At 70.7% G+C, this 12,452-nt stretch carries 12 protein-coding genes; 6 read left to right on the forward strand and 6 right to left on the reverse strand.

Going from position 1 to position 12,452, the window contains the following annotated elements:
- Window positions 1–175: 175 nt before the first annotated feature.
- Window positions 176–952, reverse strand: a complete 777-nt coding sequence (locus ACVCAG_RS14775) for a glucose 1-dehydrogenase (RefSeq protein ID WP_440083653.1) — start codon at window positions 950–952, stop codon at window positions 176–178.
- 44 nt (window positions 953–996) lie between these two features.
- On the opposite strand from ACVCAG_RS14775, the gene ACVCAG_RS14780 reads away from it, so the two are divergent.
- Window positions 997–1,350, forward strand: a complete 354-nt coding sequence (locus ACVCAG_RS14780; RefSeq protein ID WP_440083654.1) for a helix-turn-helix domain-containing protein — start codon at window positions 997–999, stop codon at window positions 1,348–1,350.
- 157 nt (window positions 1,351–1,507) lie between these two features.
- Here the strand turns inward: ACVCAG_RS14780 and ACVCAG_RS14785 are convergent, their stop codons facing one another.
- Together ACVCAG_RS14785 and ACVCAG_RS14790 are read right to left on the reverse strand one after the other, a co-directional pair.
- Window positions 1,508–1,852, reverse strand: coding sequence for a hypothetical protein (locus ACVCAG_RS14785; protein ID WP_440083655.1), 345 nt, complete (start codon window positions 1,850–1,852; stop codon window positions 1,508–1,510).
- 480 nt (window positions 1,853–2,332) lie between these two features.
- Window positions 2,333–2,968, reverse strand: coding sequence for a TetR family transcriptional regulator (locus ACVCAG_RS14790; protein ID WP_440083656.1), 636 nt, complete (start codon window positions 2,966–2,968; stop codon window positions 2,333–2,335).
- A 62-nt stretch (window positions 2,969–3,030) separates the two neighbouring features.
- Between ACVCAG_RS14790 and ACVCAG_RS14795 the strand changes: the two genes are divergently transcribed.
- The 3 genes from ACVCAG_RS14795 to ACVCAG_RS14805 are packed head-to-tail and all read left to right on the forward strand — an operon-like array spanning window position 3,031 to window position 4,424.
- Window positions 3,031–3,327: a hypothetical protein gene (locus ACVCAG_RS14795; RefSeq protein ID WP_362694134.1), complete on the forward strand. Its 297-nt coding sequence runs from the start codon at window positions 3,031–3,033 to the stop codon at window positions 3,325–3,327.
- The gene (locus ACVCAG_RS14800; protein WP_440083657.1) at window positions 3,324–4,187 is read left to right on the forward strand and encodes a methyltransferase domain-containing protein; all 864 of its coding nucleotides are present in this window, start codon (window positions 3,324–3,326) and stop codon (window positions 4,185–4,187) included. The genes ACVCAG_RS14795 and ACVCAG_RS14800 overlap by 4 nt, the downstream gene beginning before the upstream one ends.
- A 33-nt stretch (window positions 4,188–4,220) precedes the next feature.
- On the forward strand, window positions 4,221–4,424 hold the full coding sequence (locus ACVCAG_RS14805; RefSeq protein ID WP_440083732.1) for a MarR family transcriptional regulator: 204 nt from the start codon (window positions 4,221–4,223) through the stop codon (window positions 4,422–4,424).
- Between the two features lie 109 nt (window positions 4,425–4,533).
- Here the strand turns inward: ACVCAG_RS14805 and ACVCAG_RS14810 are convergent, their stop codons facing one another.
- Window positions 4,534–5,697, reverse strand: a complete 1,164-nt coding sequence (locus ACVCAG_RS14810; protein ID WP_447189941.1) for a ThuA domain-containing protein — start codon at window positions 5,695–5,697, stop codon at window positions 4,534–4,536.
- A gap of 66 nt (window positions 5,698–5,763) precedes the next feature.
- Window positions 5,764–8,646, reverse strand: coding sequence for a carbohydrate-binding protein (locus ACVCAG_RS14815; RefSeq protein WP_440083659.1), 2,883 nt, complete (start codon window positions 8,644–8,646; stop codon window positions 5,764–5,766).
- 395 nt (window positions 8,647–9,041) lie between these two features.
- Here ACVCAG_RS14815 and ACVCAG_RS14820 point away from each other — a divergent pair, with 395 nt between their 5' ends.
- Window positions 9,042–10,646 (forward strand): phospholipase D family protein, encoded by a 1,605-nt coding sequence (locus ACVCAG_RS14820; protein ID WP_440083660.1) that lies wholly within the window; start codon window positions 9,042–9,044, stop codon window positions 10,644–10,646.
- A gap of 92 nt (window positions 10,647–10,738) precedes the next feature.
- Here the strand turns inward: ACVCAG_RS14820 and ACVCAG_RS14825 are convergent, their stop codons facing one another.
- The gene (locus ACVCAG_RS14825; RefSeq protein ID WP_440083661.1) at window positions 10,739–11,290 is read right to left on the reverse strand and encodes an NAD(P)H-dependent oxidoreductase; all 552 of its coding nucleotides are present in this window, start codon (window positions 11,288–11,290) and stop codon (window positions 10,739–10,741) included.
- 114 nt (window positions 11,291–11,404) lie between these two features.
- On the opposite strand from ACVCAG_RS14825, the gene ACVCAG_RS14830 reads away from it, so the two are divergent.
- Window positions 11,405–12,328: a cupin domain-containing protein gene (locus ACVCAG_RS14830; RefSeq protein WP_440083662.1), complete on the forward strand. Its 924-nt coding sequence runs from the start codon at window positions 11,405–11,407 to the stop codon at window positions 12,326–12,328.
- The last annotated feature ends 124 nt before the right edge of the window (window positions 12,329–12,452 follow it).

The following is a 12,452-nucleotide window of genomic DNA, read 5'->3' on the forward strand; positions in this document are numbered from 1 at the left end:
CTATCGATAAAAGGGTTCAGAACGCTACCGGGGATCCCGGTAGTGATGAAGAAGTTTCCAACGAAGTAGCCGCTGAACTGCGCTGATCTCAGGTCCGATGACCAAATTCTCGATTCGCTTGGAACTGCTGACTCAATGAGTTGAGGCACATTCCGTCAGCGGCCCGCGTGCCGCCTCAGATGAGTTCCAGGCCGCCGTCGACGGTGAGGATCTGGCCGGTGATCCAGGCGGCCTCGGGGTCGGCCAGGTGCACGATCCAGGCGGCCACCTCCTCGGGGCTCCCGCGGCGGCCGAGCGGGATGCTCGCGGCCTCGTTCTGCTTGATCTGCTCGACCGCCGCCTCGGACAGTCCGGCGGCGGCCAGGGCCTCGCTCTCCGTGGGACCGGGGGCCAGCGCGTTGACCCGGATGCCGTCGGCGGCCAACTCCAGCGCCCAGCTGCGGGTCAGCTGCTCCAGGGCGGCCTTGGACGCGGCGTAGTGGGCCGCACCGGGCAGTGGCCGATGCCCGTAGGTGGAGGAGACGTTGACGATCGTGCCGCGACCGGCGCGAAGGTGCGGCAGCGCGGCGTGGGCGAGCATGCTGGGCGCGGTGACGTTGAGGGCGAACAGGTCGCCGATGCGCTGGGCGTCGGTGTCGGCCAGCGACATCATCGCGGTGGCTCCGGCGTTGTTCACCAGGACGTCCAGGCGTCCCCACCGGTCGATCGCCGCGTCGACGATCGTCCGAGCGGCCTGGTCGGCGCGGATGTCGGCGGCCAGGACGGCGATACCGGGATGCCGGGCGGCCGTGTCCCGCAGGGTTTCCGCGCGGCGTCCCACCCCGAGGACCCGCGCTCCGGCGTGGGCGAAGGCGAGCGCGGTGGCGCGGCCGATCCCGGACCCGGCTCCGGTCACGATCACGACATGGTCCCGCAGGCGGCCGTTGGGCTGGTCGTTCATGGAATTCCCCATCGTTCGATGTTTATGAAACATCGAACAACGTATAACATCGCAGGATGAGGCAGGCACACCACCCCGAGCTTGGCGAAATCGCACTGACCAAGGTGATGGCCGCTCTCAGCGACCCGATCCGGGTCGGGCTGGTGCGCGTGCTGGCCGACGGGCGCGAGCGCGGCTGGGGAGAGCTACGGGCACCGGTGGCCAAGTCGACACTCAGCCACCACCTGCGAGTCCTGCGCGACGCCGGGCTGACCCGCACCCGGCAGAAGGGGACCCGCTGCTACGTGGTCCTGCGCCGGGAGGATCTGCAGGCGCGCTTTCCCGGGCTGATGCGGACGGTGCTGGCCGCGGCCGAGACCGACGACGTCGGCAGCCACGTCAGCGTGCAGGAAGACCCCGACGCCACCTGAAGCGAATCGCCGTACCGCGGCATCTCGGGCTCACCCGCATCGGCGAGGTCCGGCCGGGAGTCCGGCGAGGAGGCCGGTCATCGAAGATGCCCACCGCTTGACAGCGATGGGCATCCGCCCGCCCCGGGATCGAGGCGAGATTTTCAGCGACCTTCTTCTAGGGGATGGGGACGAAGGACTTGAACCGCCCGGCGGAGTAGCTGCGAAGGGTGTCCAGGACCGTGAAGCCCCCGGTGCAGTCCGCCGTGCCGAAGAACTGGAACCTCGAGAATCCGGCTTCCCAGGCGGCGTGGAGGGTCGCGGTCGAGGGCACCGGGGTGCACCCTGCGGGCGGGGTCGGGTAGTGGGCGACCACGTTCCGTGCCGCGTCGAAGAAGTAGAGGCCCGAGGGGTCGGAAACATTCGCCGAGGTGGCGGAAGCCGCCGACGCGGCGGCACCACCCCCGAGCACGAGAGCTGTGGCGGTGAGCAGGGCAGAGCCGATCGCCGTTGTTTTGCGCACTGAACATCTCCATCGTGTGGATCAGTTGACGTGAAGATCCTCTCCCGATTTAGTTGATTATTCAAGCGTTATCTGACGTATAGAGTAAGGAAACGGTCGATCGAGACCGTCCGGCCGGCTGCAAACGCCGGCGAGAGCGCTCGCGCCGAAAGACATGCTCAGGTGGTCGGCGGAATCGCATGGTCATCTCCCGGCCTCACAGGTCGGCGCTGCGGAGAATCGTGTTCGGCACCGACACTCCGCGAGCCCTGCCACGACCTCCACAGCGCCTCGTACACCCACCCGCCACGACCAGCTCGTGAAGGCCTCGGCACAGGGGGGCCGAAACAGGCGGGAAAAGGCTGACGCACTTCTCCGTCCGGCGATCACCCGCAGCACTTCGGCAGGGAGATGGCCCTGGCCTACCGGAAGGCCCTCGGCTGCCGGACCGGCTCCATCACGTGGACGGCTTCCGTTCCCGCCGCGTCCGCCTCCGGCCGCTCACGTCAGCACCGCGGCGGCGACCGTGTCGATGTACCAGCGCTCGAACCGTTCGGCCGGCCAGCCGCGCCGGCGTACGAGCCAGTCGTAGTTGCGAAAGTCCATGGCCAGCCACAGGACGTCGGCGACGCTGTCGACGTCGTGGTCGGGACGCGCGCGTCCGGTGGCGACGATCTCAGCGGCGAACATGGTCATGCCGCGCCTGCGGTCTTCGACGTTCTTGTGCCAGATGCGCGCGGCGTCGGCGTCCGCGGTGGCCGCGCCGGCCAGCGCGAGCATCACATCGGCCTGGCGGGCGTGGGTGACGGCGAGGTGCCGGGCGTAGCGGGCGAGCTTGGCGCGAGGATCGGACAGGGCCCGGATCTCGGCCGCGAACGGCCGGTCGGGCAGCGCGACCGGCTCGTCGTCGCCGGCGACGGTGACGTCGACGAGCTCGGACAGCAACTGCTGTTTGCTGCCGAAGGTCGCGTAGATCGTCTGGACCGCCACACCGGCCTCGGTGGCGACGGCGGTCAGCGGAGTGGCTGCGTAGCCGGGGTCGACGAACAGCCTGCCGGCCGCCTCCAGGATCGCCCGCCGGGTCTGGCGGGCCCGCTCCCGGCGTTGCGCCGACTGGTAGCTCCGCTTGCCCTCCACCCGCGTTAGTATAAGGTTCCATTGGATAGAGTTTCGCTCTATTCAATTGAGAGGTGGTCGCGATGCCGTTCGGAGTGCTGCAGGAGATGCCCGGCGTGACCGAGGAGGAATACCTCGCGGTGGAGCGCAACCTGGGCCCGGACCGGCCGCCGGGCCTGCTCGCCCACGTCGCGGGGCCGGTCGAGGGCGGCTGGCGCATCATCAACGTCTGGCAGGACGCGGAGGCGTTCCGGCGCTTCCAGTCCGAGCGGCTCATGCGCGCCGCCGGTCTGGCCGCCCAGACGGACGGGTTCGACGCGGGCAAGGCCGCGAACTTCCGGTCCGTGACGGTCGACGGCGCCGAGATGCCCTTCCCGTGACCGACATCGCCGGCATGCGGGCCCGCAACGTCACGTTCTGGGCGCAGGCCGCGCCGGGATGGATCCACCACGCCGACCGTCAGGACGAGTACGGCCGGCCGCTGGGTGCCGCGGCGCTCGACCGGCTGCGCGCCAGGCCCGGAGAGCGGATCCTCGACGTCGGCTGCGGGTGCGGCGGCACCACCGCGGAACTCGCGGCGGCGGTCGCCCCGACCGGCGCGGCGGTCGGCCTGGACCTCGACGAGTCCATGATGGCCGCCGCGGCCGCGCGGTTCCCGAGCGACCGCCATCCCGGCCTGAGTTTCACCGCCGCCGACATCGAGACCGCCGGCACCGTCGCGGGGGCACCCTTCGACGCGGTCTTCTCCCGGACGGCCCTCATGCTGCTGGCCGACCCCGTCGCCGGCTGCTCCACGATCCGGCGGGCGCTGCGCCCGGGCGGGCGCATGGCCGCCACCGTCTTCCGTGACGGCGCGACCAGCCCTTGGATGCACGCGGTGCTGCTCGGCGCCGCGCCGCACCTCGGGCCGCTCGCGCCGATGCCCGCCGGCGACGAGCCGGGCCCGTTCGCGTTCGCCGACTCCGAACGGGTGACGCGCATCCTGATCGAGGCCGGTTTCGAGGCCGTCGCCGTCCAGCCGCACGACATCGCCCTGCACGCCCCCGACGACCCCGGCACCGTGGCCGAATGGCTGATCGAGATCGGCCCGGCCGGAGCCGCGTACCGCGACGCCGCGCCACCGCGGCGGGCGGCCGCACGCGCCGGGGCGGCCCGGCTGCTGGCCCGCTTCCGCGAGCCGGCGTCCGGCTACCGGTTGACGACCGGGATCTGGCTCATCACCGCGACGGCCGCCCCGTGAGGCGGGCGCCGTCATGACGTTCGCGGCATCGCCCTGCACCACGTCGTCGACGGCCGCCTGTCGCAGCGGGAGCTCGCGACGCTGTGCCGGGTGACCGACCAGACGATGAGCCGGACGATCGAGGGGCTGCACCGGGCCGGGTACGTGGAGCGCGGGACCGACGAGCGCGACCGGCGGCGCACCCTCGTCGAGATCACTCCCGCGGGGCGGGAGGTGCCGGAGACGGCCCGCCGCTAGGAGCGCGACTCCGACGTCCTGCTGGGCGCGGTCGACGAGTACGACCACTTCCGCGAGCAACCGATCAGGTTGATCACGATCGTGTGAGGCACTCGCCGACCGCCGGGCACTACCTGGTGATGGTGAAGGTGTCCACGTCGAACAGCGAACCGGAGCCGCCGCTGAAGGTCAGGAAGATCGGCCCCGAGCCCGTCGCGGTGAGGGTGGTGGAGACGGTCCTGAAGGTGTCCCAGCTGCCGGTGTTGGGCACGGCCACCGAGCCGAGCACCGTCCCGGTCTGCGAACCGGCGCGGACCCGGATGGTGCCGCCGGCACCCGCCGAGGAGACGCGGGCGCTGAAGGTCTTCGCCCCGGAGGCGTTCACCGACGCGTACCCCGCCCAGTCGCCGTTGTCGATGTAGCCCACCGTCCTGCCGCCGCTGGCCGGGCCGTGGTTCGCCACCTGCACGCCGAAGTTGGAGGTGTAGGCCTCCCCCTCGACCGTGGTGCTGGTGCCGCCGGTCCTCGGGCTGCAGTCGGCCGCGGCCTGTCCCGCGGCGTACTTGATGCCGCCGAGAAGCAGGCTGCGGAAGGCCGATTCCGCGTAGGACTGGATGGTGTGGCCCAGCCCCGTGTAGAACGAGCGGCCCGACCCCTGCGGGTGGCACCAGGTGATGGGGTGGTCACCGTTCATGGTGCCGCCGCTGTAGCTGCTCTCGTCGAGAGACTGCAGGACGCGCGCGGTGGAGCGGGGGTTGGTGCCGTAGTTGTACCACTCGTCGCTGCGGCTCCAGGTGGCGCCGAGGTGGGAGGTGGCCGGGTGGGTGTTGTCCTCGGTCCTGACGGTGGCCTGCTGGATCGCGGGGTGGCCGCTGAACCAGGCGTCGACGAGCTGGCCGTAGTAGGCCCAGCCGTACTCGGTGTCGGCCGCCGCGTGGACGCCGAGGTAGCCGCCGCCGCCGTTGACGTAGTTCTGGAACGCGGTCTGCTGGGTGTCGTTGAGCACGTCACCGGTGGTGCTGAGGAAGATCACGGCCTCGTACGTGGCCAGGTTGGACGCGTTGAAGGCGTTCGCGTCCTCGGTCGCGGTGACGCTGAAGCCGTTCGCGGCGCCCAGGTCCCTGATGGTCTGGATGCCGGTCGGGATGGAGTCGTGGCGGAACCCGGCCGTCTTGGAGAAGACCAGCACCTCGTACGGGGCGGCGGCCTGGGCCGCGGCCGGGACGAGCACGGTCGCGGCCGCCATGGTGGCCGCCGCGACTGTCGCCAGCCCGCGTGCGATGAGACTGCGCATCGCTGTCCTTTCGTGTGCGGAAAGATCCCCGGTGCGGCGGGAGACCGCCGCACCGGAGATCCGTCACTACTTGGTGATGGTGAGGGTGTCGACGTCCAACAGCGCGCCGGAGCCGCCGGTGAAGGTCAGGAAGATCGCCCCTGAACCCGTCCCGGTGAGGGTGGTGGTGACGTTCTGGAAGGTGTCCCAGCTACCGGTGTTGGGCACGGCCACCGAGCCGAGCACCGTCCCGGTCTGCGAGCCCGCGCGGATCTGGATGGTGCCGCCGGGACCGCCCGAGGAGACGCGCGCGCTGAAGGTCTTCGCCCCAGAAGCGGTCAGCGTGGTGTACCCGGCCCAGTCGCCGTTGTCGATGTAGCCCATGGTGGTGCCGCCGCTGGCCGCGGCGTGGGCGGCCGGCTGCACGCCGGAGTTGGAGGTGTAGGCCTCCCCCTCGACCGTGGTGCTGGTCCCGCTGCCACCGGTGTTCAGGGTGAAGGCGTCGAGGTCGAAGAGGTTGCCCTGACCCGTGACCCCCTTGAAGACCAGGAACAGCGTGGTGGTGCCCGAGGGCGCGTTGCCGAGGTTGGCCGAGACGTTCTGGAAGTTCTCCCAGCCGCCGGTGACCGGCACGGTGGCCGTGCCGAGGAGCGTGCCGGTGGCCGACCCCGCCCTCACCTCGAGCGTTCCGCCGACCCCGCCGGAGGAGACGCGGGCGGTGATGGAGGTCGCGTTGCCGAGCGCGTACGGCGTGAAGGAGATCCAGTCGCCGTTGTCGATGAACCCGGCGGTCTTGGCGCCCTCGGCGGGGCCGTGCTCGGCGATCTGGATGCCGGACTGGGCGCCGAAGTGCTCGGCCTGGCGGTGGCGAGGCTGCAGGGTGCGGGTGTTCTCGCTGGTCAGACCGCCCTTGTCGGTGTAGCTGGCGACGAAGACCCCGTAGATGTTCGCGGCGCTGTCGTGCTCACCGTCGGTCGGGACCGCGATGCTTCCCGAGCAGCCGTTCCTGCTGGTGATCTCGTGCGCGTGGCTGTCGTGGCCCAGGAGGTAGGTGACCTTGACCTTGGTGCAGTCGATGGTCCCGTCCTCGGGGTCGCTGACGTTGACCTGGAAGGGCACCGTGTCGCCGAAGGAGAACAGCTGCCCGTTGACGGGCTGGGCGAGGTTCACCGTGGGCGCGGTGTTGCCGACCGTGATGGTGACGTTGGCGGTGCCGGTCAGCCCGCCGGAGTCCCTGACGGTCAGCGTGGCGGTGTAGGTGCCGTTCGTCGTGTAGGTGTAGGTGGGGTTGGCCGCGGTGGAGGTGGCGCCGTTGCCGAAGTTCCACGAGTAGGTCAGCGCGCCGCCCTCGGGGTCGGAGCTGCCGGCCGAGGAGAAGGTGACGGCCAGCGGGGCGGGCCCGGAGGTCTTGTTGGCGGCGGCCTTCGCGATCGGGTTGCGGTTGCTGCCCCCGATGTACTCGACGCGGTAGAGGGCCTGGTTGCCGGAGCCGGTGCCGTAGTCGAGCACGTACAGCGCGCCGTCGGGGCCGAAGGTCAGGTCCATGACCTGGGTTCCGGTCCACGGGAAGGCGTCGATCGTGCCGGGCGCGCCGGAGGAGGTGACCTCGATGGCCTTGATCCAGCGGCGGCCGTACTCGGCGGCGAAGTAGCGGCCGTTGAGCGAGGCGGGGAACTTGACGGCCGAGTTCAGGGCCGCGTCGTAGCGGTAGACCGGGCCGCCCATCGGCGACTCGGAGCCGCTGCCGAACTCCGGCGGCGATCCGGCGTCACCGCCGTAGCGGATCCAGCTGGGCTTGGCCGCGGGCAGGGTGGTCAGGCCGGTGTTGCGGAACGAGTTGTTCGTCGGGCCTCCGGCGCAGTTGTACTTGGCCTGGGACGGTCCGGACGGGAAGGTGTACTCGTTGTAGGTCTCGGCGGTGGTGTTGGTGCCGGTGCAGTACGGCCAGCCGTAGTTGCCCGGGGCCGTGATGCGGTTGAACTCCACCTGGCCGGAGGGGCCGCGGCTGGAGTTGCTGCTGCCGGCGTCCGGCCCGTAGTCGCCCAGGTAGACGATGCCGGTGGCCTTGTCGACCGACATCCGGAACGGGTTGCGGAAGCCCATCGCGTAGATCTCGGGACGGGTCTTGGCCGTGCCCGGGGCGAACATGTTGCCGCTGGGGATGGTGTAGGTGCCGTCGGCCTGCGGCTTGATGCGGAGCACCTTGCCGCGCAGGTCGTTGGTGTTGCCCGAGGAGCGCTGGGCGTCGAACTGCGGGTTGCGGTCGGTGCGCTCGTCGATGGGGGTGTAGGAGTTCGACTCGAACGGGTTGGTGTCGTCGCCCGTGGTCAGGTACAGGTTCCCGGCCGCGTCGAAGTCGATGTCACCGCCCACGTGGCAGCACTGGCCACGGTCGTTGGGCACCTCCAGCACGACCTTCTCGCTGGCCAGGTCCAGGGTGTTGTCGGCCTTGAGGGTGAACCGGGACAGGTTCAGGTGTCCCTTCCACGCCTCGAAGGTTGCCGCGCTGCCGCTGGTGGGCGCGTCACCGCCCGGGGTGTTCAGCTTCGGCGAGTAGTACACGTACACGTAGCGGTTGGTGGCGAAGGCGGGGTCGGCGGCGATGCCCTGCAGCCCCTCCTCGTCGTGGGTGTAGACGTCGAGCTTGCCGGCGGTCGTGGTGTCGCCGGCGGCGGTCGTACGGCGGATAGTGCCGTCGCGCGCCGTGTGCAGGATCGACCTGTCGGGCAGCACCGTCAGCGACATGGCCTCGCCGAGCTCGCTCGAGCCGGTGGCCAGGGGGACCTGCTGGTAGTCGGAGGCCGGGATGTCGACCATCGCGCGGGCCGCCGCGCCGGTGGCCGATCCGGTGGCCGCCGAGGCCGTCGATCCGGTGGCCGCGTGGGCCGCCGGGCCGGTGGCCACGGCGCCGGTGGTGATGAGCAGGGCCGCGGTCAGCAGCCTGGCCCACGGCCGAGGGCGTGGGGACATGAAGGGTCCTTTCCTGACTTGGGGGGATCAGTCAGGCAAGGCGCGCGCCGCCGCGCTTATGCCGTCCGGCAGCGCTGTCACACGCGACCGGATGATGCCGGGTCTGGTGGTGCGGTGGTGCGGTTGTTGCGCGCGGTCCCGGAGGGTGCCGTCTCCGGGACAGACCGATGGAGGCCAGCAGTCTGTTTTTTTCGCGACTCGATGTGCGAGTTACAGATTTTTAACACGCAGGCAACTTCGTGTAAACCCCCTGTCAAGGCTTCCCAGGTCAGTCCCCTGATGCGGGAGCGCCGGAAGTTACGCGCCTGCGCCCCGCAACCTCAGGGGCGTCGAGCCGAACCGGTGATCGTCCAGTCCCGACGGGTGGAAGCATGCAAAAATTGGGTAGATCGGGCATGGTGACCGAAGACAACTGGTTTCTCGACCGCGAGGAGCGCGGCAACCCGGCGTCCCGGATCGACACCCGGCACGACGACGGGACCGCCTGGTCGCACGGCAACACCGTGCGCCCCATCCCGCACGGCGCGCCCTACTTCACCGAGCTGCTCTCCCGCGTCCGCGAGCTGCGCTCGGGGGACCTGCTGATGTTCACCGACTGGCGCGGCGACCCCGGGGAAAGGCTGGACGGCCCCGGCACGGAGGTCGCCGGCGTGTTCGCCGAGGCCGCCCGGCGCGGCGTCGTGGTCAAGGGCCTCCTGTGGCGCTCGCACTGGGACAGACTCTTCTTCAGCGCGGAGGAGAACCGCCACCTCGGCGACGCCATCGAGGAGGCGGGCGGGGAGTGCCTGCGCGACATGCGCGTCCCCATGGGGGGCTCGCACCACCAGAAGCTGGTGGTACTGCGCCACCGCGACGACCCCCGGCGCGACATCGCGTTCGTCGGCGGCATCGACCTGTGCTGGAGCCGCCGTGACGACTCCTCCCACGAGGGCGACGCGCAGGCCGCGCCCATGGCCAAGGTGTACGGCAGCCGCCCGCCCTGGCACGACGTGCAGGCCGCGATCCAGGGGCCGGCCGTCGGCGACGTCGAGACCGTCTTCAGGGAGCGCTGGGAGGACCCCCAGCCGCTGACCCGCAACCCCGTGCACCGCGTCGCCGACCTGGTCCGGCGCGAGGACACCCGGCCGGACCCGCTGCCCCCGCAGCCGCCCGACCCGCCCGCCTGCGGCCCGCACGCCGTGCAGCTCCTGCGCACCTACGCCCACCGCAGGACCCGCTACTCCTTCGCGCCGCGCGGGGAGCGCAGCGTCGCCCGCGGCTACCTCAAGGCCCTGCGCCGCGCCCGCAGCCTGATCTACATCGAGGACCAGTACCTGTGGTCGCCCCAGGTCGCCGAGTCCTTCGCCGAGGCGCTGAAGGCCAACCCGGAACTGAGGATGATCAGCGTCCTGCCGCTCCACCCCGACCAGGACGGCCTGATCAGCGGTGTCCCGCAGATCCTGGGCCGCAACCAGGCGCTGGACGTCCTGAAGCGCGCGGGCGGTGACCGGGTCGCGGTCTACGGGGTCGAGAACCGGGAGGGCACCCCGGTGTACGTCCACGCCAAGGTCTGCGTCATCGACGACGTGTGGTCGACCATCGGCTCCGACAACTTCAACCGGCGCTCCTGGACCTACGACTCCGAGCTGACCTGCGCGGTGCTCGACGAGACCCCCGACGGCCGCGAACCGCTCGACCCCGGAGGGCTCGGCGACGGCGCCCGCCGCCTGCCCAGGGACCTGCGCCTCACCCTCGCCCGCGAGCACCTCGACCGGCACGAGGGCTCCGACGCGGACCTGCTCGACCCCGCCTCCTTCTTCGACGCCTTCGCCTCCTCCGCGGCCAAACTCGAACACTGGTACGCCGGGGGCCGCCGCGGCCCCCGGCCCCCCGGACGGCTCCGCGCCTACAATGTGCCGCGGATGTCCCCGTGGACCACCGCCTGGGCCACCCCGTTCTACCGCTTCCTCTGCGACCCGGACGGCCGCCCCCGTGCCATGCGCCGCGCCGGGAGGTACTGATCCCGTACGCCCGGGTCATGACCGGTCACGGCCGGGGTCCCCCGCCGGAGCCGTCCCCGCAGGGTCCGCGACGACGTTCCGGCCGGTTTCGCTCAGCCCCTGAGCGGACGCAAGGCGGAGCCCCAGGCGAGGACCTGGTCGAGGACGAGGTTCAGCCGGTCCTCGTGGACGGCGGCGGGCTTGAAGCCGTCCGCGAAGTCGGTGTGGATCGACAACCCGACCTGGTTCGACACGGTGGCCACGCTGAGCAGGCCCAGGACGTGCCGCAGGTGCGAGATCGCCCGGGGCGCGCCGTCCACGCCGTAACCGACGAAACCGGCCGCCTTGTTGTTCCATTCCGCGTACAGGAAGTCGAGGGCGTTCTTGAGCGCGCCGGGGTATGAGTTGTTGTACTCGGGAGTCACGATCACGAACGCGTCCAGGGGCGAGATCCTGGCCGACCAGCGCTTGGTGTGTTCGTGCCGGTAGTTGCCCGTGGCGGGATGCTCGGGCTCGTCCAGGTTGCCCAGGTCGTAGTCCTTCAGATCGACGAGCTCGTACTCGGCGTCGCCTCGCTTGACCGCCAGATCGCGGACCCAGTGCGCCACCACCTCGCCGTTGCGGCCAGGACGGGTGCTGCCCAGGATGATGCCTACCTTCAGCATGTCGACGCTCCCTCGATTGGTTACGTGAACCAACAGTAGGGAGATCTGATGAGATACTGAATGCGCTCCTGTCCAATATTTATACGCCAGCGTCTCAGGCTATAGACTCGACGCATGGATATGCTGAGCGACGTGGTGTCCTTCATGCGATGTGGGCGCCCCTCCTCCGCCCGCGTCTCCTGGCAGGCTCCCTGGGGTGTGTCGTTTCGCGCGGCGCCCGGTTCCGCGGGTTTCCAGGTGGTATTGCGCGGGTCCTGCTGGCTCATTCCCCCCGATGGCGAGCCCGTTCCGCTGAGCGTGGGCGACGTGGTGTTCCTGCCGCACAGCGACTCGTTCGGGCTGGCCGACGATCCCGCGAGGCCGCTCGTCGAGTCGGACTGCGCCTCGCACTCGGAGCTGTTCGCCTCGGCCGATTTCGGTGGCGCCGGGCCCGAGACGGTGATCCTGTCCTGCGGCTACCAGCTCGACCTCGACAGGACTCACCCGATCCTGGCCTCGCTGCCCGGCGTGATCCACCTGCCCGCGACGCTCGGCAGCCATCCGGAGCTGCGGGCCGCCGTCGAGCTGCTGGCCGCTGAGATCGACACCCCGCGCCCCGGCACGGACACCGTCGTGTCGTCCCTGCTGGACATGTTGCAGCTGTACGTCCTGCGGGCCTACTTCGAAACCCAGGACGAGCCCTGCACGCTGTCCGGCTGGGCCGCCGCGCTGGCCGACCCCGCCATCGGCCGCGCGCTCGACGCCATCCACCGCGACCCGGCCCACCGCTGGACGGTCGAGTCGCTCGGCGCCCACGCGGGCATGTCGCGCGCCGGCTTCGCCCGCCGCTTCACGGGGCTGGCCGGGCAGCCGCCGCTGGCGTACCTGACCTGGTGGCGTCTGGTGAGCGGGGCGCGCATGCTGCGCGAGTCCGACGCGTCGGTGGCGGAGGTGGCCGAGCGGGTGGGGTACGGGTCGGAGTTCGCCTTCGGTAACGCCTTCAAGCGGGAGTTCGGTGTGGCGCCCGGCCGGTACCGCCGCCGAGTCGCGGTGGCTTGAGCCCGGTTGGTCAAGCGGCGTGGCACGCGCCCGGGGGGCGGGTGGCGAGCCGTCGCCACCCGCTCCGGCAAGCTCGCCGGCCGCCGGCTCGCAGGTGTCACCCTGGCATCCGTCATGCTCCGGC

The organism is Streptosporangium sp. G12 (assembly GCF_052983175.1).

Excerpts from the sequence above, each read along its gene's own strand:
- ACVCAG_RS14825 (WP_440083661.1), bottom strand. The coding sequence starts at position 11,290 with ATGCTGAAGGTAGGCATCATCCTGGGCAGCACCCGTCCTGGCCGCAAC.
- ACVCAG_RS14775 (WP_440083653.1), bottom strand. The coding sequence starts at position 952 with ATGGGGAATTCCATGAACGACCAGCCCAACGGCCGCCTGCGGGACCAT.
- ACVCAG_RS14795 (WP_362694134.1), top strand. The coding sequence starts at position 3,031 with ATGCCGTTCGGAGTGCTGCAGGAGATGCCCGGCGTGACCGAGGAGGAA.
- ACVCAG_RS14830 (WP_440083662.1), top strand. The coding sequence starts at position 11,405 with ATGGATATGCTGAGCGACGTGGTGTCCTTCATGCGATGTGGGCGCCCC.
- ACVCAG_RS14815 (WP_440083659.1), bottom strand. The coding sequence starts at position 8,646 with ATGTCCCCACGCCCTCGGCCGTGGGCCAGGCTGCTGACCGCGGCCCTG.
- ACVCAG_RS14820 (WP_440083660.1), top strand. The coding sequence starts at position 9,042 with ATGGTGACCGAAGACAACTGGTTTCTCGACCGCGAGGAGCGCGGCAAC.
- ACVCAG_RS14810 (WP_447189941.1), bottom strand. The coding sequence starts at position 5,697 with ATGCGCAGTCTCATCGCACGCGGGCTGGCGACAGTCGCGGCGGCCACC.
- ACVCAG_RS14780 (WP_440083654.1), top strand. The coding sequence starts at position 997 with ATGAGGCAGGCACACCACCCCGAGCTTGGCGAAATCGCACTGACCAAG.